Origin of the sequence: Mesorhizobium sp. B3-1-8 (assembly GCF_006439495.1) — a bacterium.
Classification (GTDB): Bacteria; Pseudomonadota; Alphaproteobacteria; order Rhizobiales; family Rhizobiaceae; genus Mesorhizobium.
On record NZ_VFTK01000001.1, the window covers coordinates 214,079 to 233,977 of the forward strand.

Genomic DNA, 19,899 nt, shown 5'->3' on the forward strand with positions numbered 1-19,899 from the left:
TTTTTGATCCGTTATTTTTTTGACTTGTCGAAGGCCTGGGCGACGTCGGCCCAGAGGTGCTCGACATTTTCCAATCCGACGTTGAAGCGGATGGTTCGGGGGCTGACGCCGAAGCGCGCCATCGAATTGATGCCCGGCGTCTGTTCGAGCGAGGCCTTGGCCGGCACGACCAGGCTTTCATGGCCGCCCCAGCTGACGCCAATGCGGAAGAACTTCAGCGCATCGACGAAGGCAGGGATGTCGACATCCTCGGTGACCTCGAAGGAGAACAGCCCGGCATAGCCGGCAAGCGTCTTCTTGCCGGGGTGGTTCGAATAGGCAGGATGGTTGACGCGCTCGACCTTGCCATGCGCCTTCAGCCGCTCGGCAATCGTAAGTCCGCTCTTCATGTGATGCGGCAAGCGCAGCGGCAGCGTGCGCAGCCCGCGCAGCAAGAGCCAGCCTTCGAAGGGCGACAGCTTGCCGCCGAGCTGCGAATAGGTCTGCTCGTTGATGTGCTTGATATGCGCGGCGGAGCCGGCCACCACGCCGGCGACGGTGTCGCTGTGGCCGCTCAGATATTTCGAGGCCGAATGCAGCACCAGGTCGACGCCATGCGAAATCGGCTTCTGGAAGACAGGCGTCGCCCAGGAATTGTCGATGGTGGTGACGATGCCCTGCTCCTTGGCCAGCCGTGTCAGATGCTCCAGGTCCTGCAGCTCGAACAGCATCGAGGTCGGGCTTTCGAGGTAGAGCAGCTTGGCGCCAGGAAGTGCGGCGGCAACCGCGTCGGGGTCGGCGCCGTCGACATAGTCGACCTTGATTTGCAAGCGCGGAAACAGCCGCTCGAACAGCCGGTAAGCGTCGCCATAGCAGTTGCGCACGGCAACGATGCGCTCGCCGGCGCCGACAAAGGCGAGCAGCGTGGCGCTGATCGCCGCCATGCCGCTGGAAAAGCCGCGCGCCGCCTCGGCGCCTTCCAAGGCGGCGACACGCGCCTCGAACTCCATCACCGTCGGATTGTCGCCGCGCGAATAGATCGGCTGCTTTCTCCTGCCGGCGAAGGTGTCGGCCATGTCGGCGTAACTGGCGAAGGTGAACAGCGAGGTCTGGTAGATCGGCGGCACCACGGCGCCGCCCGGGAACGGATCGTCATGCGCCAGCAGCGTCGCCGCCTCGCCGAGATAGTCGCTGGCCATCGAGGCCGGGTCGAAGGTGTTGGGCTGCTCGTTCATCTGCGGTCCGAAAGTTTGAGGTTGGCAGCGCCGCGCTTCAGATCGTCCTCGACGGTGGCGATGAGTTTTAGCGCCTCGGCGCGAGCGCCATCGGGGTCACGCGCAGCGATGCAATTGAAGATGGTCCGGTGATAAGGAAAGCTGGCATGGCCGAAGTCGCGCACGCCGAGCGGATGCTCCCAGAAGCGGTGGAACAGCTCGTGCATGGCACTGATGATCTGCTCGAACAGCGGATTGCCCGAGGCACGGTAGACCGCCTGGTGGAATTCCCAATCCTCCTCCGAGGACATGCCGGCGCGGCTGCGGAAAGCTTCTTCCATGATGTCGAGCTTGCGCTCGATCGCGGCGATCTCGGCCTTGCCGGCGCGGATGGCGCAAAGCGCCGCCGCCTCGGCCTCCAGCGCACGCCGGATCTCCAGTGTGCGCATCAGGCCGGCGAAATCGTTGCCGCCGGCAAGCGTCAGCGGCATGTGCAGCATGTCGGGCGAAACGGCGGCCTTGAGATATGTCCCCGAGCCCTGCCGCCGTTCGACGAGGCCGAGGCCCTCCCAGCGCGTCAGCGCCTCACGCACCGTGTTGCGGCTGACCTTGAGGCGTTCAGCCAGGATGCGCTCTGTCGGCAGTCTTTCACCGGGCTCCAGAGCCTCCTGCCGAACGAAACCCGCCAACGCCTTCAGAACCGCGTCGTCGCGGGCCGTGGTCTGGATGGGAGGCAGGAAATCGGTCACGCCGGCCGAGCCTAAAATGGTTCAATGGTCCAACCAATTTCTGCACAGGCGGAAAGATGAGTCAACAGTCGAAATGAGCTGGGCTGAACGGCGCGGGCATGCGCCATTCAGCCCCGCCGTCTCAGGCGCGGATGCGCGCGCCGGCATGGGCTGATACGCAACCACCTGGAGCGGAGCTTGCAGGGTCCTATGTGACCTCAGCCTCTCGTGGACAGACTTCCGCGACCTTCGACATGGCGTATCCCTCGTCGCACTGCATGACATAGCGGAGGCGGTCGCCGGCGAGCTCGATGCCGGCCATCGTCAGCCCTTGATGCCGGATTGCGGTGGTTTTGAGTTCCCGCGGCATATCAATGGTTCATGGCTTGTTTCAGGGGTGGTGAAGCACGCTCAGGCCGCCATCCGCGACGAGACAGGCGGCGTTGATGAAGGGACATTCCTCCGAGACCAGAAAGACCGCCGCCATGGCGATCTCCTGCGGTGTGGCGATGCGCCCACCCGGATGCAGCGCCAGCGTTTTGGCGCGCGCGGCCTCCGGATGGTCGAAACTGTTCCAGTAGTCGATGACCTTCTGGGTGGCGACATAACCGGGCGCCAGCGCGTTCACGCGGACATTGTTGCCGGCATATTCGATCGCCAGCGATTTTGTCAGGCCGAGCAAAGCATGCTTGGCGACGGGATAGGGAAAGGTGTGCGGGATGATGGTGAAGGCGTGCGTGGAGGCGACGTTCAGGATCACGCCGCCGCCCTGCCCGATCATCCCCGGCAGCGCCGCCTTGGCGCAGTGCCAGGCGCCTTTCACATTGACGTCGAGATTGCGCGTCCAGTCATCCTCGGTGGCCGCGAGCGGCGTCGAGAAGACGTTCATGCCGGCATTGTTGATGACGGCGTTGACCGGGCCGATGGCCTTCGTCGCCGCCTGCATCGCGGCGTCGATTGCCTTGGCGTCGGCGATATCGGCCGCCGCATGGGCGACCTTGCCCAAACGGGCAGCGCTTTCAGCAAGCAGGTCCGCGTCGCGGTCGACGAGGAACAGCTCGGCCTTCTCGCGCAGGCAGGCTTCGGCGATGGCGTAGCCGATGCCTTGCGCCGCGCCGGTGAGGAAGATGCGTTTTCCCTTCAGACGTGCCATCAGCGCCGGCCCAATGCCGAGGAACGCAGATTGTCGAGCAGGACCGCCAGAAGCAGGATCACGCCCCTGACGATATATTGGTAGAAGGCCGGGATGTTGAGCAGGTTCATCGCGTTCTCGGCGATGCCCATGATCAGCACGCCGACGATGACGCCCGACATCGTCGCGCGCCCGCCGGCAAGCGAGACGCCGCCGAGCACGCAGGCCGAGATCACCGACAATTCGAGGCCGACCGCGGCGTTGGGCTGGCCCGAGGTGATGCGCGAGGCAAGCAGGATGCCGGCGATGCCGCAGACCACGCCCTGCAGCGTGAAGATCCAGATGCGCGTCCTGTCGACATTGACGCCGGCAAGGCGCGAGGCTTCCGGATTGCCGCCGATGGCCAGCGTGTTCTTGCCGAAGACGGTGCTGTTGAGCACGAAGCCGAAAATGGCAAAGAGCACCGCCAGCACCCAGATCGGCGTCGGTATGCCGAGCAGCTTCGACAAGGCAAGCTGGTAGAAGTCCGGGCTGTTGATGCCGACGGCGCGGCCGTCCGACGAGATCAGCGCGAAACCGCGCACGATCTGCATGGTGGCCAAGGTGGTGATCAGAGCATTGATGCGGAATTTGGCGATGACGACGCCGTTGACCCAGCCGACGACGGCGCCGCAAGCGATCGCCGCGATAAGGCCAAGCAGGATCGAACCTGTGGCGTTCGAGGCCATCACCGCGACCATGCCGGCGAAGGCGACGATTGAGCCGACCGACAGATCGAAGTCGCGCGCGGCGAGGCAGAACATCATCGTGCAGGCGACGATGCCGACGGTGACCACCGATTGCAGCAGGCCCAGCATGTTGCGGTCGGTGAGGAAGTTCGGCACCAGCAGCGACACCAGCGCGAAGGCGACGATGAAGATGACGACGAGGCCCTGCTCGCCGAGCAGTATCTTCTTCAACGGGTCGGTCATGGCGGTGTCCTCAGGATGCGATCGCGTCGGGGGTTTTCTTGTCTGGGAGGGCCGCGGCCAGGATCGCTCTTTCGGCGAACTGGCCGCGCGTGAGCTCGGCGCTGATGCGCCCGCCGCACATCACCAGGATGCGATCGCAAATGCCCATCACTTCCGGCAACTCGGAGGAGACGACGACGATCGCCATGCCGTCCTCGGCGAGCTGGTAGAGCAGCTCGTAGATCTCCGACTTGGCGCCGACATCGATGCCGCGCGTCGGCTCGTCGACGATCAAAACGCGTATGCCCTGCTCGGACAGCCAGCGGCCAAGGATGACCTTCTGCTGGTTGCCGCCGGACAGGTTGACGATGTCCTGCCTGCGCGAAGGCGTGCGCACCTTGAGCTTCTTGATGAAGGTTTCAGCCGTCGCGATCTCGCTGGCGCGGCTGAGCACCCCGAAGCGCGTGTGATGGCGCCTGGACGAGATGTTGATGTTCTCCTCGATCGAGCGGCCCTGGATGATGCCGTCATGCTTGCGGTCCTCGGAGCAGAGCACAATGCCGGCGCGGATCGCGTCATGCGGGCTGGCGGCGGCAATCACCTTGCCGTCGACGGCGATCGTGCCGCCCGAGCGCGGATCGGCGCCGAAGACCAGCCGCATCAGCTCCGAGCGTCCGGCGCCGATCAGGCCGAAGAAGCCGACGATCTCGCCGGCGCGAGCTTCGAAGCTTGCCGGCGTGCGCAGCCTGGCGCCGCTCAGATTATCGGCCTTGAGGCGAACCTTTCCCGGCTTTCGCGGCCGAAAACCCCAAATGTCGGAAATCTCGCGACCGACCATCTCGGCAACGACCTGATCGCGCGTCACATCTTTCAGCGATGCGTGATGCGCGGCGAGCTTGCCGTCGCGCAGCACCGTCAGGCTGTCGCAGAGGCGGAACACCTCGTCGAGGCGGTGCGAGACATAGACGATGACCTTGCCCTCGCCGCGCAGCCGGTCGATCAGCTTAAACAGGATCTCGCTTTCGCGCGAGGACAGCGACGAGGTCGGCTCGTCGAGCGCGATGACGCGGGCGTCGAGCATCACGGCCTTTGCGATCTCGACCATCTGGCGTTCGCCGATCGAGAGCGTCTTGACCTTGCGGCGCATGTCGATGTCGATGCCGGCCGACTTCAGCTTGGCGCCGACATCGTCGAGCATGCGGCGGCGGGCGATGACGCCTCCGCTCGCCGGAAACCGGCCGAGGCTGAGATTTTCGGCGACGGTCAGCTCGGGCACCAGCTGCAATTCCTGATGGATGACGATGACGCCGTTGTCGAAGGCATTCCTGGTCGATGCATAGGCCTGGACCTTGCCGTCGATGCTTATCTCGCCGGCATCGGCATGCTGGTCGCCGGACAGGATCTTGATGAGGGTGGATTTGCCGGCGCCGTTCTCGCCCATCAATCCGTGCACGGCGCCCTTTTCGACGCCGAACGACACGCCGGACAGAGCCCTGACGCCCGGATAGGTCTTGCTGATGTTGGAGAATTGGAGAAAGGACACGGCCTAGATCCTTGAGCATGCCAAACGGGCGGCAGCATCAAGCCGCCGCCTGTTTGTACAGGGAAGGCTATTCGATGCCGAGGTCCTTGCGCACCTTCTGATAGTCGTCGCGCTTGGCCAGCGCGCCGGAGGTCAGCGTAAGCTTTGCCGGCTCCTTGTTGTTGGCGATCCAGTCATACATGTTGAGCGCCGTCTCGTAACCATGGCGCTTCGGCGAGATGATCACCGTGCCGACGAAGCCGGTCGCGGCCGGTTTCTTGAACTCGTTGATCGCCGATTCCGCGCCGCCGATGCCGACGCCGATCATGCCGTCGGCCGGAATGCCGACGCTTTCGGAAGCGCGCACGGCGCCCAGCACCGCCTCGTCATTGAGGCCGAAGGCAATCCACTTCTTGATGTCGGCATGGGCATTGAGCACCACGGTCGCGGCATTGAGCGCGGCTTCCGTATCGGTCTTGGCCTGCGGTGCGTCGAAGATGTTTTCCGCCTTGAAGCCGGCGGCCTTCAGCACCGAGATCGCACCCTCGACGCGGTCGACGGCAGTCGGCAGCTGGTCATAGGAAACGCGGATCGCGCCGACCTCGTCCATCTTCCAGCCACGCGTCTTCATCTCGTCGAGGATGGCCTGACCCACCGCCTCGCCGATCTTGGTGGCGGAGATGCCCATATGCGGCACGTCTTCGAGCGGCTTGCCGTCAGCGCCGACGAGGCGATCGTCCACCGTCATCAGCTTCAGATTGTTGGCGGCCGCCTTGGCGACGATGCCCGGGCCGAGCTTCACATCCGGCGTGCAGACGACGAAGCCTTGCGCGCCCTGGGCGCCGAGATTGTCGATCGCCGACATCAGCTTCTCGCCGTCTTCGGCACCGATCTTGACGAGGGTGAAGCCCTTTTCCTTGGCAGCCTGGTCAGCGAATTTCCATTCGTCTTGGAACCAGGGTTCCTCGGGCTGTTTGACGATGAAGCCGATCTTGGTGTCCTGCGCATAGGCAGACGCGATTGTCGTGACCGACAAGACGGCGAGAGCGCCCGCGACGAGCGCGGTTTTCAAAAGTCGCATGTTTACCTCCCAGCGAACGGCCGGGCGCCGAGCCCGGGCCTCCCGTCATTAATCAATTTCATCATACACGTCAATTGATCTGGTATGATAAATGATTTAAATAGTCCGCTCAGTAGCGCTAGCGCAAATCACCGGTATCCGCTAAGGCCGGGCCGAGCGCGCAAACCAGGGTTCGCTGCCTTGGAGGAGGGGCTGAGGTGAACGAGACACCGAAGAAGGCTGACGAGGCAACGGAGGCGCGCGAGACGGCGCGTCGCCCGCGCGTCATGCCGGATGTGACAAGAGCGCTCGCCTCCGACATTTTCTCGGGCCGCTATCCGGCCGGATCGTCGCTGCCGACCGAGAACGATCTCGGCATCGAATATGGCGTCAGCCGCACCGTCATACGCGAAGCCCTGAAGGTGCTGGCGGCCAAGGGGCTGGTGCTGTCCCGGCCACGCGTCGGCACGGTCGTCTGCGACCAGGACAAATGGAACATCATCGATCCGCAGGTGCTGGCCTGGCATGCGCCGCATGCGCTGGACGACAAATTGTTCGACGCGATCCTCGAAACCCGCCGCGCCATCGAGCCGCTGGTCGCCGAACTCGCGGCAACGCGCGCGACGTTGCAGGAGATCGCCGACCTGGAAGCAGCCTGGCAAGGCATGGCCGGCGCCGGCGAGGACCTGACGCAATTCTCGCGCTCCGACATCGTCTTCCACCAGATCGTCTATGGCGCGAGCCACAACCCGATCTTCCGCCAGATCGGCAAGCTGATCGACACGGCGCTGCTGTTTTCGCTGGAAGCCACGGCGACGATCTCGCCGGTCAGGCGCAGAGAAGCGGCGGCGGCTCACGGCGAGGTGGTCGAGGCGCTGCGGATGCGCGACGCTGTCGCTGCGCGAAACGCGGCCAACAAGATACTCGATCTCGCCGCACGCGACCTCGTCAGCGCCAAGAAACTGAAAAACAACTGAGACCGGCCGACCGCATGAAGATCACCGCTCTGACCACCTATATCGTTCCGCCGCGCTGGCTGTTCCTCAAGATCGAGACCGATGCCGGCATCAGCGGTTGGGGCGAGCCGGTGGTCGAAGGCAAGGCGCTGACGGTCGAAGCGGCGGTCAAGGAACTGGCCGACTATCTGATCGGCAAGGATCCGCGTCTGATCGAGGATCATTGGACGGTGATGTATCGCGGCGGCTTCTATCGCGGCGGGCCGATCCTGATGAGCGCCATCGCCGGCATCGACCAGGCGCTATGGGACATCAAGGGCAAGGCGCTCGGCGTGCCGGTGCATGAACTGCTCGGCGGCAAGCTGCGCGAGACGATCAAGGTCTATTCGTGGATCGGCGGCGACCGGCCGGCCGAAGTTGCCGCCGGCGCCAGGGATGTCGTGGCGCGCGGCTTCCAGGCGCTCAAGATGAACGGCACCGAGGAACTGCAGATCCTCGACAGCCATAACAGGATCGATGCCGCGGTCGAGCGGGTTGCCATGGTGCGCGAGGCGGTGGGCCCCGATATCGGCATCGCCGTCGACTTTCACGGCCGCGTGCATCGGCCGATGGCGCGCATCCTGGTCAAGGAACTGGAGCCCTACCGGCTGATGTTCATCGAGGAGCCCGTTCTGAGCGAGAACCGCGAGGCGCTGAAGGAGATCGCCGCGCTCGGCTCGACGCCGATCGCGCTCGGCGAACGGCTCTACAGCCGCTGGGATTTCAAATCGGTGTTCGAGGAAGCTGTCGTCGACATCATCCAGCCAGACCTGTCGCATGCCGGCGGCATCACCGAATGCCGCAAGATCGCGGCGATGGCGGAAGCCTATGACGTGGCGGTGGCGCCGCATTGTCCGCTTGGGCCCATCGCGCTGGCCGCCTGCCTGCAGCTCGACGCCGTGAGCTACAATTGCTTCATCCAGGAGCAGAGCCTGGGCATCCACTACAATGCCGGCAACGACCTGCTCGACTATGCCGCCAATAAGGATGTCTTCCGTTACGAGGATGGCTATGTCGCCATTCCCGACGGCCCGGGCCTGGGCGTCGAGATCGACGAGGACTATGTGAAGGAGCGCGCCAAGGAAGGGCATCGCTGGCGCAACCCGGTCTGGCGCCACAAGGACGGTTCGTTCGCCGAATGGTAAGCCGGGCGCCGAGTGGTAAGCCGGCGAATTTTTCGTCACCCAATAGCTTATAAGACCACCGCCGCGGGTGTGATCGCGGCAAGGCCGGCTTCTGTCAGTGCATAGATGCCGCGCTCGGCGCGGGCGAACCAGCCATAGTAATTATGCTGCAGGATGGTCGCGGCGCGCGGCGAAAGCGCCTTGAGGTCGCGCGGCCGTTTCGGGCCGTCGGCCATGGCGGCGGCGCAGGCCAGCGCCTCCTGCCGGTAGGCAGTCATGATCGGCTTCCTGCGCGTGCTGCCGCCGACGGACGGATCGCCCTTGCGGCGGTGATGTTCCTCGACCAGGCGCGAGCGCCGCCTGGGATCGCGGCGCGGCGGCAGGGCGGCGGGACTGAGAAGCAGCTCGACCTCGCCCTTCTTGCCGACGCCCAACAGACCGAAGCCGAGACGGCGGCACAGCGCGCGGAAGCGGCGGTCGTGCTCCCTGCCCTTGCCGCGCGCCGACATCAAAGCAGCCAGCCAGACCTCGTCACAGGCCGCCGCGCGGTCGACGGCTTGCAAAACAAGCTCGAGATTGAACTGCAGCTTCAATTCGCAAATGACGACAACCGGCGGCTCGCCGGCGCGCACGCCGACCACGTCGCAGCCGCCGATCTCGCCCTTGACGGCGAAATCCATGCTCTCGAGGAACCGCTTCACCGGCTCGTAGAGGGATGTTTCCTGCATGCGACAGGCATAGCCGATTCGCGGCGGTCCGGTCGCGTGCCGCGGCACGGTTTGCAGCGCCGATGCTTCAGGCGTGATACAGGTAATCCTCGATCGACCGAGCCTTCATCTCGATCGAGAAACCGGGCGCAGCCGGCGGCATATAGGCGGCATCGCGGATCACGCAGGGTTCCAGGAAATGCTCGTGCAGGTGGTCGACATATTCGATGACGCGTCCGTCCTTGCTGCCTGACACGGCGACATAGTCGATCATCGACAGATGCTGGACATATTCGCAAAGGCCGACGCCGCCGGCATGCGGCCAGACCGGCAGGCCGAACTTGGCGGCGATCAGCAGCACCGCCAGCACCTCGTTCAGCCCGCCCATGCGGCAGGAATCGATCTGCACGACGTCGATCGCGCCGCCGGCGATGAACTGCTTGAACATGATGCGGTTCTGGCACATCTCGCCGGTCGCGACCTTAATCGGCGCGATAGCTTTGCGGATCTTCGCGTGGCCGGCGACATCGTCCGGACTGGTCGGCTCCTCGATGAAGAAGGGCTTGGCGAAGGCAAGGTCCTTCAGCCAGTCGATCGCCTGGTCGACCTCCCAGACCTGGTTGGCGTCGATCATCAGATAGCGGTCCGGGCCGATGACCTCGCGGGCGATCCTGAGACGGCGGATGTCGTCGGCGCGGTCGCGGCCGACCTTCAGCTTGATGTGGTTGAACCCATCGTCGACCGCTTCCTGGCAGAGGCGCCTGAGCTTGTCGTCGGGATAGCCGAGCCAGCCGGCCGAGGTGGTGTAGCAGGCATATCCCTCGCGCTCGAGCGCGGCGATGCGCCCGGCCTTACCGGCCTCGGCCTTCTTCAGGATCTCCAGCGCCTCAGCCGGCGTGATGGCGTCGGTGAGATAGCGGAAATCGACGATGCGCACGATCTCTTCCGGGCTCATCTCGGCGACCAGGCGCCAGACCGGCTTGCCGGCCTCTTTGGCCCACAGGTCCCAGACCGCGTTGACCACGGCTCCGACGGCAAGATGCATGGCGCCCTTGTCCGGGCCGATCCAGCGCAGCTGGCTGTCGCCGGTCACATGGTGCCAAAAACGGCCGGGGTCCTCTTTCACCCAGTCGAGGTCGAGCCCGACGACGCGGTGGCGCAGCGCTTCGATCGCCGCGCAGCAGATCTCATTGCCGCGGCCGATGGTGAAGGTGAGGCCATGGCCCTTCAGCGATGGGACATCGGTGTCGAGGATGACATAGGCGGCCGAGTAATCCGGATCCGGATTCATCGCGTCGGAGCCGTCGAGGCTTTGCGATGTCGGGAAGCGCAGGTCGAAGGTTCTGAGGTCCGTGATCTTGGTCATGCCTGCCTCTTAACTGGGCTGCCTCGTAGCTGGATTGCCGCCGCCGCTGGCTGCCGGAACGGCCTCAGATCGACCAGCCGCCGTCGATGTTATAAGCCTGCCCGCTCGTGTAGGTCGCACCGGCCAGATAGACAGCGAGGTCGGCGATCTCGTCGGGCGTGCCGATCCTGCCCATCGGCTGGCGGGCGATGAAAGCGGCGCGGGCCGCCTCATAGTCGCCCTGCGCCTGCATGCGGCCCTGAAGCGAGGGGCTCTCGACGGTACCCGGGCAAATGGCGTTGCAGCGTATTCCCTTGGCGACATAATCGGCGGCAATCGATTTTGTCAGACCGATGACCGCGGCCTTGGTCACACCATAAGCAAAACGGTTCGGCACGCCCTTCGGGGCGCCCGCCACCGACGCCATGTTGATGATCGAGCCATCGCCGCGTTCCAGCATGCCGGGCAGCACGGCGCGGATAGTGCGGATCATGGCCCGCACATTGAGATTGAAGGCGAAGTCGAGATCCTCGTCCTTCATCTCGAGGATCGAGCCGGCATGGACGAAGCCGGCGCAGTTGAACAGCACATCGACGCGGCCGATCTCGGCGAAAGCCGCCGTCGCCGCGTCGTCGCTCAGCACATCGAGTTTTCGCGTGGTAATGCCGGGCGTCTTTGCGAGGTCGGCCAGGGCCGCCTCGTTGATGTCGGTGGCGTGGACGATGGCGCCGGCTTTGGCGAAAGCCAGTGCGCTTGCCCGTCCGATGCCTTGCGCGGCCGCCGTGACGACCACGACCTTGCCTGTGATATCAGCCATGTTCTTTTGTCTCCGTCTTCAGCCGGGCCGTCGCTCGACGATGTAGATGTGATCCGCCGCCAGCACGACCTCGTCGCGCTGGTTCAAAACCTCGACACGCTCGATGACACGTCCGGCGTTTGGCCGCTTGGAGTCATCCTCCTTGGCGGCGATGGTGGTGCGCGTGCGGATCGTGTCGCCGATGAAAACCGGCTTGATGAAGCGCAGCCGGTCGTAGCCGTAGGAGAAGGCGGCGGGATTGATGACGCTTGCCGTCAAGCCGACGCCGACCGAGAAGACCAGCGTGCCATGCGCGATGCGCTGGCCGAAGGGCGTCGTCTTCATGAACTCGGCGTCCATGTGATGCGGAAAGAAGTCGCCGGTGTGGCCGGCATGGACGACGAAATCGGTCTCGGTGATCGTGCGGCCACTGGTGAGGCGCGACGAGCCTATCTCATAGTCCTCGAAATAAGTGGTCTGTTCCATGACGCGCTTCTACGGCTTTGCGGCCAGCGGCGTCGCCGGCGCGGCACTGGATTTGTAGGCGGCCTCAACCAATGCCATGGTGTGCCAGGCATCCTCGACGGAGCTGACAAGCTCGGCGTCCTCGCCGGAAGCAAAACGCTGGACATTGGCCATGCGGCCGACAAAGGCATCGGGGAACCATTCGCCGGCGAGCGGCACGCTGACCCAATCCGACCCGCCCTTGGGATGGATTTCCAGAATATCGGGCTCGCCGCGCGGATAGTCGAGATTGAGGCCGAGCTTGACGTAAGCCGCGCCTTCGGTGCCGCAGATGCGGAACTCGCAGGCCTGGTAGCGGCGGCCGAATTTGTGGTCGTGATTGATGGAAAGTCCGCAACGCACCGTGTCGCCATAGTCGAGGATGGCGCTGGTGCGGGTCTGCGCGACCTTGTGGTTGGGATGGCCGAGCGTCTTGGCGTGCACACCCAGCGGATTGCCGAGAAGCTGGCGAATCAGATCGAGATAATGGATCGAATGCATGGCGATCTCGACACGCGGCGCCTTGAGCAGGAATTCCCACAACTGCCAGGGCGTGTCGAGGGCCAGAAGCGCGTCGAAATCGACGACCTCACCCAGCCAGCCCTTGGCGATGGCGTCCTTCAGCGCCAGCATCATCGGCGCGAAGCGAAGCTGGAAATTGACCGCGGCCTTCAGGTGCTTGGCGCGGCAGATTTCGAGGATCTCGGTCGCCTCGCCGAGATAGTTGCCCATCGGCTTCTGGATCAGCGCCACCGCGCCGTCCGGCAGGGCCTTCAGCACCTCGGCGTGCCGGCCGGGCGGCGTGGCGAGATCGAAGATCGCGTCCTTCACCGCCGCTGCTTCCTCGACCGAGCGGAACGCCGTCACGCCCCATGTGTCGGCCAGTTTTTGCGCCTTCGCCTGGTCCGGATCGTAGAGGCCGGCAACCGGAAATCCTGCCTTCTTATAGGCCGGGAAATGCGCATCGCCGACGATCGAGCCGGCGCCAAACGTCACGATCGGGCGCGGCTTCGACGGCTTCGGCCAGGCCTGCGCCAGCGATGCCGGATCGAAGGCATCAGTCATGATGGAAGACCTCCTCCATCGTCGCCCACCACTCGCCTTCCTTGCGGGTCGGCAGCGGCTCCTGGCAAGGCATGCAGACCGACCACCATTCCTGCGTCTTAGGGTCGGCCGCCATCTTGGCCATGTCGGCGGTGTAGTCGGTGCCGTGATATTCGAAATAGGAGAAAAGCAAGTTCTCCGGCCGCTTCAGGTAGATCGAGTAGTTCTTGATGTTGCAGGCCGAGATCATGGCGAGAACATCAGGCCAGACAGCAGCGTGAAGGCGGACATATTCCTCGACCTTCTCGGGCTTCAAGCCCAGCACCATTCCCATGCGCTGCATATCCGCCTCCCTATTTCACGATCGCCGTGGTGAATTCGGCGATGCTTCTTGCCTTCACGGCGTCCCAGTCCCAGTCGATGCCGATGCCGGGCTCGCTGGGCGCCAGCGCATGACCATCCTCGATGCGCATCTTGGCGCCCGTCAACTCATCGAGCTGCGGAATATACTCGACATATTTGCCGTTCTGGATGGCGCAGACCAGACTGACATGCAACTCCATCAGGAAATGCGGGCAGACCGGCATATCGAAGGCCTCGGCCGCATGGGCCACTTTCAGCCAGGGGGTGATGCCGCCGATGCGGCCGACATCGACCTGGACGATGTTGCAGCCGCCCTTCTGCATGTACTCGCGAAAGTGCCTGATGGAATAGAGTGATTCGCCGACGGCGATCGGCGTCGGCGTCGAATTCGACAGCCGCACATGGCCGTCGATGTCGTCGGCCGGCAGCGGCTCCTCGATCCAGGCGAGGTCGAGCTCGCGCAGCCGCTCGGCGCGTCGGATCGCTTCATCGACCGAAAAGCCCTGGTTGCAGTCGGTCATGATCTCGTAGCCGTCGCCGACCGCCTTGCGCACGGCCGAGAGCCGCGCGACGTCCTCGGAGCCGTGTGGCTTGCCGATCTTGACCTTCGAGCCGGTGAAGCCTTTTGCCTTCGCAGCCAGCGCATCGTCCACCAATGCCTGCGTCTCGATATGGAGCCAGCCGCCTTCGGTGGTGTAGAGCGGGCAGCGGTCCTTGGCGCCGCCGGCGAGCTTCCAGAGCGGCAGGTTCTGTTTTCTCGCCCGCAGGTCCCAAAGCGCCGTGTCGACCGCAGCCAGCGCTATCGCGGTGATGGCGCCGATGGTGGTGGCGTGGGTGGCGAATTCGAGATCGTGCCAGATCGCCTCGATCTGGTCGGCGTCGCGGCCGATCAGGCGCGGCGCCAGATGGTCGGCGAGAAGCCGCATCACCGACGAGCCGCCGGTGCCGATCGTATAACTGTAGCCGGTGCCCGACGCGCCGTCGGCATCCGTAATGGTGACGATCGGCGTCTCCTGGCTGACGAAGCTCTGGATCGCGTCCGTGCGCTTCACCTTCGGCACGAGGTCGACCATGCGCAGTTCGATTTTCTCGATTTTCGCCATGTCAGTTCCTCAGCGACTTGCCGGTTTCAGCGGAGAACAGATGCGCGCGGCTCAGATCGAAGCTCATGCCGATCCGGTCGCCCGCTTTCAACGGTTTCGGATTGAGCATGCGCGACACCCAGTCGGCGCCGTTGAACTCGGCGAAGACCAGCGTTTCGTTGCCGAGCGGTTCGGTGATGCTGACCGGCAGCTCGACGCGGTGGACTTCTGTTTCGCCGCCGGAGCTCAGACCGTGACCGGTCGGATAGAAGTCGTCTGGACGAATGCCGAACACGACCTTGTCGCCAGCCGCCGTCTTCGACTTGAACTGGCCGGGCAGCGGCAGGCTGTCGCCGCCGCTGAAAACAAGCTTGCCATCGCTCACCGTCGCCTCGTGCAGATTCATCGGCGGCGAGCCGATGAAGCCGGCGACGAAGTGGGTCGCGGGTCGGCTGAACACCTCGTCCGGCGTGCCGACCTGCTCGATGTAACCAGAGCGCATTATGACGATGCGATCGGCAAGCGTCATCGCCTCGACCTGGTCGTGGGTGACGTAGATGACCGTCGACTTGACCTTGGCGTGCAGCTTCTTGATCTCGGTGCGCATCTGCGTGCGCAGCTTGGCATCGAGGTTGGAGAGCGGCTCGTCAAACAGGAAGACATCAGGATCGCGCACGATGGCACGGCCCATGGCGACGCGCTGGCGCTGGCCGCCGGAGAGCTGCGAAGGACGGCGCTCGAGCAGTTCGTCGAGGCCGAGGATGGCGGAGGCTTCGGCAACGCGCCGGTCCATGTCGTCCTTGGCCGCACCCGCGATCTTCAAGGAGAAGCCGAGGTTCTCGCGCACCGTCATATGCGGGTAGAGCGCGTAGGACTGGAACACCATGGAGATGTTGCGCGAGCGCGGCGCCAGGTCGTTGACCACGCGGCCGCCGATGTCGATCGTGCCGCCGCTGATGTCTTCGAGACCAGCGATCATGCGCAAGGTCGTCGACTTGCCACAGCCGGACGGACCGACCAGCGCGATGAATTCGCGGTCGGCGATGTCGAGATCGATGCCGTGCACGATCTCCATGTTGCCGTAGCGCTTGGTGAGCTTTTTCAGCGAAACCGTTGCCATGAAGTCAACCTTTCACCGCGCCGGAGGTGAGACCGCCGACAAGGTGTTTCTGGACGATGTAAGTGAGGGTCAGCGCCGGGATGATCATCACCACGGCCAGCGCGCACATGCCGCGCCAGTCGATGGTGAACTCGGCCGTGTAGTCGAGCAGCCCGACGGGCAGCGTCTTGGAGTTGACGGAACGGGTCAGCTGCGAAGCCAGAGCAAACTCGTTCCAGCAAGTGAGGAAGGCGAAGATCGCGGCCGAGGCGATGCCCGGACGCGCCAGCGGGAATTCGACCTGCCAGAAAGCCTGCCAGCGCGTGCAGCCGTCGATCTGCGCGGCTTCGGCGAGGTCTTTCGGCACCTGGCGGAAGAAGCCGTCGATCAGCCAGATGGTGAAGGGCACGTTGAGCGCGACATAAGCCAGGATCATGCCGATATGGGTGTCGATGATGCCCAGCCGCACATAGAGGAAGAACAGGGGCAGCGAGAGCGCGATGCCGGGCACGGTGCGCGTCAGCATCAGGCCGAGGAACATGCCCGACTTGCCGCGGAACCGGTAACGCGCGAAGGCGTAGCCGCCGGCCATGCCGATGGCCACCGCGATCACCGTCGAGGTGACCGAGATGATCAGCGAATTGCGGAAATAGTCGAGCACCGGGATGCCGCCCTTGCCGATGCCGCTGAACATCGCGACATAGGCATCGAAGGAGAGTTCTTGCGGGATCCAGACCGGCGGCTTGGCCATGATCTCGACCGTGGGCCTGAGCGACGACAGCACGATCCAGATGCCCGGCAGGCAGATGAGCAGCATGGCGAGGAACAGGCCGACACGGTGCGCGACGGTCAGCGCGCGGCGCGTGAGGCGGGCGGAGGCGTTCTCGTCCATCGTCACCACTCCGCGCCGATCTGCGCGCGCGCCGCGGCGAGCTTGTTGTAGAAATAGACGGTGAAGGCGATCGACAGCAGGATCGAGAAATAAGCCATGGCGTTGGCGAGGCCCATGCGGGCGTCGCTGTAGGCGGTGCGCCCGATCAGCGTCCACAACAGCTCTGTGCGGCCGGCCGGGCCGCCGTCGGTCATGATCTTGACGATGTCATAGGCGCGCGCGACGTCGAGCGAGCGGATCGTCATGGCGATATAGGCGAAGGGCATGACGAAGGGCCAGGTGACATAGCGGAAGGTCTGCCAGGGCGTGCAGCCGTCGACGCGCGCCGCCTCGATCGGCTCCTTGGGCATGGCGAGCAGGCCGGCCAGGATCAGGATGGCGAAGATCGAGGTCGACGACCAGATCTCGGCGATCGAGATGGCGATGAAGGCGAGATGGCCTTCGATCAGCCACGGGATGGCATCCTGCGTGATGCCCAGCGACTGCAGCGCGTTGTTCACCAGGCCGATATTGTCGTTGAACATGAATTTGAACTGGAAGCCGACCAGGATCGGCGAGAACATCATGGGGAACATCATCAGCGTGCGCAGGATGCGCTGGCCGCGCGTCGCCTTCTCCACCAGCATCGCCAGGCCGAGGCCGAGCAGCATTTCGAGGTTCAGCGCGATGGTGAGCAGGAGCACGGTGCGGCCGAAAGCCCACCAGAAATCCGCATTGGACAGGATCGACAGATAGTTGCGAAAGCCGACGAAGACGAAGAACGTCTCGGGCCGCGTCAGGCGGAACGGCGTGAAGCTGGAATAGAGCGACAGGATCAACGGCAGCACCACGACCGCCGCCAGCACGACGATGGCCGGGAGCAGCAGCAGGAACGGCGCGGATGGCTTGAAGCCCTTCATCGGGACCCTGTGAAAGAAACGACTGAGCCAGCCCCGGCCGAAGCCTGGGGGAGATTTGGGCAACCGCAAAGGCTGCAGCCTCCCCGGTTTGCCGGGGAGGCGATTTGCGAGCGCGATGCCTAGAGCTTGCCGGCGTCCTGGAGGATCTGTGTCGCCTTGGCGGCAGCCTCGTCCAGGGCCTGCTTGGACGTCTTGTCGCCGAGGATCGCCGCCTGCAGTTCGGGGTAGACGGCGTTCGAGATCTCGATCCATTCCGGCGTCTGCGGCACGGCGAAGGCGTGCTTGGCTTCCTCCTGGAAGGCGGAGAGAACCTCCTTCTTGTAAGGATCGTTTTCAGCCTGCTTCAAGTCCCAGTCCCAAACCGCGGTGCGGGTCGGCAGCGGGCCGGCGGCGGCTTCCAGCTTCTGGCTGTCCTCGTTGGTCAGCCACCAGACCAGGGAGGCGGCGGCTTCCTTGTTGGCGCAGTTCTCGGTCACCGAGAAGCCGTGGAAACCGGACCAGCCGGTGCGCTTACCGGAAGACCCCTTGGGCGCGACTTTCACGCCGACATTGCCGGCGACCTTCGAGGACTTCGGATCGTTGAAGAAACCGGCCCAGCCCGGCCAATCGAGGTTGATCGCCACGGTGCCCGAGGCAAAGCCCTGGCCGAGATCGTCCCAGAGATAGTTGGTCGTGCCGGCCGGCACCGCCTTGGCCTTGTAAAGGTTGACGAACCAGTCGAGTGCACGGATGCCGGCCTCGGAGTTGAAGACGGGCTTGCCGTCCTTGTCGAGATATTCGCCACCCTCGGCGACCACCATCTCGTAGAAGCGGCCGTTGATCGCCTCTTCCTTGCCGGCGAACTGCGTGCCGTAGAAATTGGGCGGGTTGGCGAAGAACTCGGCCTGGTCGGTGACTTCCTTCCAGGTGTCGGGCGGCGCAAGGTCATAGCCGTATTTGGCCTTGAACTTGGTCTTGTTGTCGGCATTCTCGTAGAGGCTCTTCTGGTAGTAGAGCGCCGAGACGTCGAACTGCGCGCGCGGCAGCATTTCCAGCTTGCCGTCGATGGTCGCGGCCTTGATCGTCGACGGCACGAAAGCGTCGATCTCTTCCTTCGGCAAGAGCTTGCTGAGGTCGGTGTAAAGGCCCGTATACTGCGGCGCGAAGGACGAATGGTTCCAGCCGACGCACCAGTTGGTGCTGCCCGAGGCGATGTCGGACTTCAATTCCTTGTCGATGTCGAAGCCGTTCTTCTTGGTCAGGATGTTGACCTTGGCGCCGGTCGCCTTCTCCCATTCGGGGATGCGCTCGTAGAGCTTTTCATATTGCTGGCCGCCGATCAGCTTCACGTCGACCGTCACGCCCGGAAATTTGCCGGGCAGATCGGCCGAAAACGCCGTGCCGCTTAGCAGCAGGCCAGCCAGGCCGGCGGAAATGCCTAGAACCAGTCTCGTCATGTTCTCCTCCCATGGGCTCGCAGCGACGGCCCGCCGAGTGCGTGACCGATCGCTTGAGCTTCATTCATATGCAAATAGCATTTTCATTCCCGGGTCAAGATGATTATGCTTCCAGCGGAATGAAGTTCATGCATATATGCAGATCGAAATTCACTGGAGGGGCAGGTGGCAGAGGAAGAAGATGGGGACCGCTACCGCGCGCCGGCGCTGGACAAGGGCCTGGACATCCTCGAGCTCTTGTCGAGCGTGGATGGCGGGCTGACACAGGCGGAGATCGCCAAGCGGCTCGACCGCAGCCCGAACGAGTTCTACCGGATGCTCGACCGGCTGGTGCGGCGCGGCTATGTCACCAAGATCGACGGCGACCGGTATTCGCTGACGCTCAAGCTGTTCGGGCTGGCGCAGCTGCACGCCCCTGTGCGCAGGCTGGTGTCCTACGCGACGCCGATCATGCGGGAACTGGCCGAAACCTCATGGCAGGCCAACCAGTTGGTGGTGTTCGACCGCGGCGCCGCCGTGGTCATCGCGCAGCAGGAGGCGCCGCGCTATTGGGGCATCTCGATCCGTGTCGGCTCGCATATCAGCCTGTTCGACACCGGTTCCGGCCATGTGCTGCTCGCCTTCCGCTCACCCGAAGAGCGCAAGATGATGATCGCCGAGCATCTCCAGAGCACCGAACAGCTCAACCTGACGCCGGAGTTCTTCGCCCGCCTCGACCAGGTGCGCGACCGGGGCTACGAGATGATGGCATCGCTGCAGACCGCCGGCGTCTACAATCTTTCGACGCCGGTGCTAGGCCCCGACGGCAGAGCCATCGCGGCACTGACCATTCCCTACATCACCCTGGTTAACGCGCCGACGGCGCCGGACATCACGCTGACGATTCGGCATCTGCAAGGCGCCGCCGCCAGGCTCTCGCAGCTCGCCGGATCCGATGTGCCGCAGTCGCAGTAATTTCTTATTTGAATAATGGATTTTTCGGCGGGATAGTGTCTTAGAGTGGGATGAGCTCAAAAGCAGCCGGTCAT

At 64.0% G+C, this 19,899-nt stretch carries 20 protein-coding genes; 3 read left to right on the plus strand and 17 right to left on the minus strand.

Annotation, left to right across the window (positions count from 1 at the left end; translation table 11 throughout):
* Positions 1-11 precede the first annotated feature (11 nt).
* The 6 genes from FJ424_RS01015 to FJ424_RS01040 form a co-directional block, all read right to left on the minus strand.
* On the minus strand, positions 12-1,214 hold the full coding sequence (locus tag FJ424_RS01015; protein WP_140650519.1) for a PLP-dependent transferase: 1,203 nt from the start codon (positions 1,212-1,214) through the stop codon (positions 12-14).
* Entirely contained in the window at positions 1,211-1,942 is a 732-nt protein-coding gene (locus FJ424_RS01020; RefSeq protein WP_140650522.1) for a FadR/GntR family transcriptional regulator, read from the minus strand. The genes FJ424_RS01015 and FJ424_RS01020 overlap by 4 nt, the downstream gene beginning before the upstream one ends.
* 370 nt (positions 1,943-2,312) lie before the next feature.
* Positions 2,313-3,077, minus strand: coding sequence for an SDR family oxidoreductase (locus FJ424_RS01025; RefSeq protein ID WP_140650791.1), 765 nt, complete (start codon positions 3,075-3,077; stop codon positions 2,313-2,315).
* Positions 3,074-4,024 carry an L-arabinose ABC transporter permease AraH gene (gene araH, locus FJ424_RS01030; RefSeq protein ID WP_140650524.1) on the minus strand — a complete coding sequence of 317 codons (951 nt, stop codon included), beginning with the start codon at positions 4,022-4,024 and terminating at the stop codon, positions 3,074-3,076. Before araH ends, FJ424_RS01025 begins: the two co-directional genes overlap by 4 nt.
* A 10-nt stretch (positions 4,025-4,034) precedes the next feature.
* Positions 4,035-5,546 (minus strand): L-arabinose ABC transporter ATP-binding protein AraG, encoded by a 1,512-nt coding sequence (araG, locus tag FJ424_RS01035; protein ID WP_140650527.1) that lies wholly within the window; start codon positions 5,544-5,546, stop codon positions 4,035-4,037.
* A 67-nt stretch (positions 5,547-5,613) separates the two neighbouring features.
* Positions 5,614-6,606, minus strand: a complete 993-nt coding sequence (locus FJ424_RS01040) for an arabinose ABC transporter substrate-binding protein (protein ID WP_140650530.1) — start codon at positions 6,604-6,606, stop codon at positions 5,614-5,616.
* 266 nt (positions 6,607-6,872) lie between these two features.
* On the opposite strand from FJ424_RS01040, the gene FJ424_RS01045 reads away from it, so the two are divergent.
* Together FJ424_RS01045 and dgoD are read left to right on the plus strand one after the other, a co-directional pair.
* A complete protein-coding gene (locus FJ424_RS01045) occupies positions 6,873-7,562 on the plus strand; it encodes a FadR/GntR family transcriptional regulator (RefSeq protein ID WP_140644844.1) in 690 nt (229 codons plus the stop codon).
* A gap of 14 nt (positions 7,563-7,576) precedes the next feature.
* Positions 7,577-8,725, plus strand: coding sequence for a galactonate dehydratase (gene dgoD, locus FJ424_RS01050; RefSeq protein WP_140650533.1), 1,149 nt, complete (start codon positions 7,577-7,579; stop codon positions 8,723-8,725).
* Positions 8,726-8,772: 47 nt separating this feature from the next.
* On the opposite strand, the gene FJ424_RS01055 is transcribed toward dgoD, so the two are convergent.
* The 11 genes from FJ424_RS01055 to FJ424_RS01105 all read right to left on the minus strand — a co-directional run bounded on the left by FJ424_RS01055 (position 8,773) and on the right by FJ424_RS01105 (position 18,871).
* Positions 8,773-9,432: a DUF2161 family putative PD-(D/E)XK-type phosphodiesterase gene (locus FJ424_RS01055; protein ID WP_140644775.1), complete on the minus strand. Its 660-nt coding sequence runs from the start codon at positions 9,430-9,432 to the stop codon at positions 8,773-8,775.
* A gap of 67 nt (positions 9,433-9,499) precedes the next feature.
* Positions 9,500-10,777, minus strand: coding sequence for an L-fuconate dehydratase (locus tag FJ424_RS01060; RefSeq protein WP_140650536.1), 1,278 nt, complete (start codon positions 10,775-10,777; stop codon positions 9,500-9,502).
* 64 nt (positions 10,778-10,841) lie between these two features.
* Positions 10,842-11,573, minus strand: coding sequence for an SDR family oxidoreductase (locus FJ424_RS01065; protein WP_140650538.1), 732 nt, complete (start codon positions 11,571-11,573; stop codon positions 10,842-10,844).
* A gap of 18 nt (positions 11,574-11,591) precedes the next feature.
* Positions 11,592-12,038, minus strand: coding sequence for a MaoC/PaaZ C-terminal domain-containing protein (locus FJ424_RS01070; protein WP_140650541.1), 447 nt, complete (start codon positions 12,036-12,038; stop codon positions 11,592-11,594).
* A gap of 9 nt (positions 12,039-12,047) precedes the next feature.
* A complete protein-coding gene (locus tag FJ424_RS01075) occupies positions 12,048-13,121 on the minus strand; it encodes a Gfo/Idh/MocA family oxidoreductase (RefSeq protein ID WP_140650544.1) in 1,074 nt (357 codons plus the stop codon).
* Complete coding sequence (locus FJ424_RS01080) at positions 13,114-13,443, minus strand: L-rhamnose mutarotase (protein WP_140650547.1); 330 nt, start codon at positions 13,441-13,443, stop codon at positions 13,114-13,116. Before FJ424_RS01080 ends, FJ424_RS01075 begins: the two co-directional genes overlap by 8 nt.
* Positions 13,444-13,453: 10 nt before the next feature.
* Positions 13,454-14,566 (minus strand): mandelate racemase/muconate lactonizing enzyme family protein, encoded by a 1,113-nt coding sequence (locus tag FJ424_RS01085; protein WP_140644769.1) that lies wholly within the window; start codon positions 14,564-14,566, stop codon positions 13,454-13,456.
* A 1-nt stretch (position 14,567) separates the two neighbouring features.
* Positions 14,568-15,665 carry a sn-glycerol-3-phosphate ABC transporter ATP-binding protein UgpC gene (ugpC, locus tag FJ424_RS01090; protein ID WP_140650550.1) on the minus strand — a complete coding sequence of 366 codons (1,098 nt, stop codon included), beginning with the start codon at positions 15,663-15,665 and terminating at the stop codon, positions 14,568-14,570.
* A 4-nt stretch (positions 15,666-15,669) separates the two neighbouring features.
* Complete coding sequence (locus FJ424_RS01095) at positions 15,670-16,536, minus strand: carbohydrate ABC transporter permease (RefSeq protein ID WP_140644767.1); 867 nt, start codon at positions 16,534-16,536, stop codon at positions 15,670-15,672.
* Between the two features lie 2 nt (positions 16,537-16,538).
* Positions 16,539-17,435, minus strand: a complete 897-nt coding sequence (locus FJ424_RS01100) for a sugar ABC transporter permease (RefSeq protein WP_140650553.1) — start codon at positions 17,433-17,435, stop codon at positions 16,539-16,541.
* 119 nt (positions 17,436-17,554) lie between these two features.
* Positions 17,555-18,871 (minus strand): sugar ABC transporter substrate-binding protein, encoded by a 1,317-nt coding sequence (locus tag FJ424_RS01105; RefSeq protein WP_140650556.1) that lies wholly within the window; start codon positions 18,869-18,871, stop codon positions 17,555-17,557.
* 165 nt (positions 18,872-19,036) lie between these two features.
* On the opposite strand from FJ424_RS01105, the gene FJ424_RS01110 reads away from it, so the two are divergent.
* A complete protein-coding gene (locus tag FJ424_RS01110; protein WP_140650558.1) occupies positions 19,037-19,825 on the plus strand; it encodes an IclR family transcriptional regulator in 789 nt (262 codons plus the stop codon).
* Positions 19,826-19,899 lie beyond the last annotated feature (74 nt).

Excerpts from the sequence above, each read along its gene's own strand:
- FJ424_RS01015 (WP_140650519.1), bottom strand. The coding sequence starts at position 1,214 with ATGAACGAGCAGCCCAACACCTTCGACCCGGCCTCGATGGCCAGCGAC.
- araH (WP_140650524.1), bottom strand. The coding sequence starts at position 4,024 with ATGACCGACCCGTTGAAGAAGATACTGCTCGGCGAGCAGGGCCTCGTC.
- FJ424_RS01040 (WP_140650530.1), bottom strand. The coding sequence starts at position 6,606 with ATGCGACTTTTGAAAACCGCGCTCGTCGCGGGCGCTCTCGCCGTCTTG.
- FJ424_RS01045 (WP_140644844.1), top strand. The coding sequence starts at position 6,873 with ATGCCGGATGTGACAAGAGCGCTCGCCTCCGACATTTTCTCGGGCCGC.
- dgoD (WP_140650533.1), top strand. The coding sequence starts at position 7,577 with ATGAAGATCACCGCTCTGACCACCTATATCGTTCCGCCGCGCTGGCTG.
- FJ424_RS01055 (WP_140644775.1), bottom strand. The coding sequence starts at position 9,432 with ATGCAGGAAACATCCCTCTACGAGCCGGTGAAGCGGTTCCTCGAGAGC.
- FJ424_RS01060 (WP_140650536.1), bottom strand. The coding sequence starts at position 10,777 with ATGACCAAGATCACGGACCTCAGAACCTTCGACCTGCGCTTCCCGACA.
- FJ424_RS01065 (WP_140650538.1), bottom strand. The coding sequence starts at position 11,573 with ATGGCTGATATCACAGGCAAGGTCGTGGTCGTCACGGCGGCCGCGCAA.
- FJ424_RS01070 (WP_140650541.1), bottom strand. The coding sequence starts at position 12,038 with ATGGAACAGACCACTTATTTCGAGGACTATGAGATAGGCTCGTCGCGC.
- FJ424_RS01075 (WP_140650544.1), bottom strand. The coding sequence starts at position 13,121 with ATGACTGATGCCTTCGATCCGGCATCGCTGGCGCAGGCCTGGCCGAAG.
- FJ424_RS01080 (WP_140650547.1), bottom strand. The coding sequence starts at position 13,443 with ATGCAGCGCATGGGAATGGTGCTGGGCTTGAAGCCCGAGAAGGTCGAG.
- FJ424_RS01085 (WP_140644769.1), bottom strand. The coding sequence starts at position 14,566 with ATGGCGAAAATCGAGAAAATCGAACTGCGCATGGTCGACCTCGTGCCG.
- ugpC (WP_140650550.1), bottom strand. The coding sequence starts at position 15,665 with ATGGCAACGGTTTCGCTGAAAAAGCTCACCAAGCGCTACGGCAACATG.
- FJ424_RS01095 (WP_140644767.1), bottom strand. The coding sequence starts at position 16,536 with ATGGACGAGAACGCCTCCGCCCGCCTCACGCGCCGCGCGCTGACCGTC.
- FJ424_RS01100 (WP_140650553.1), bottom strand. The coding sequence starts at position 17,435 with ATGAAGGGCTTCAAGCCATCCGCGCCGTTCCTGCTGCTGCTCCCGGCC.
- FJ424_RS01105 (WP_140650556.1), bottom strand. The coding sequence starts at position 18,871 with ATGACGAGACTGGTTCTAGGCATTTCCGCCGGCCTGGCTGGCCTGCTG.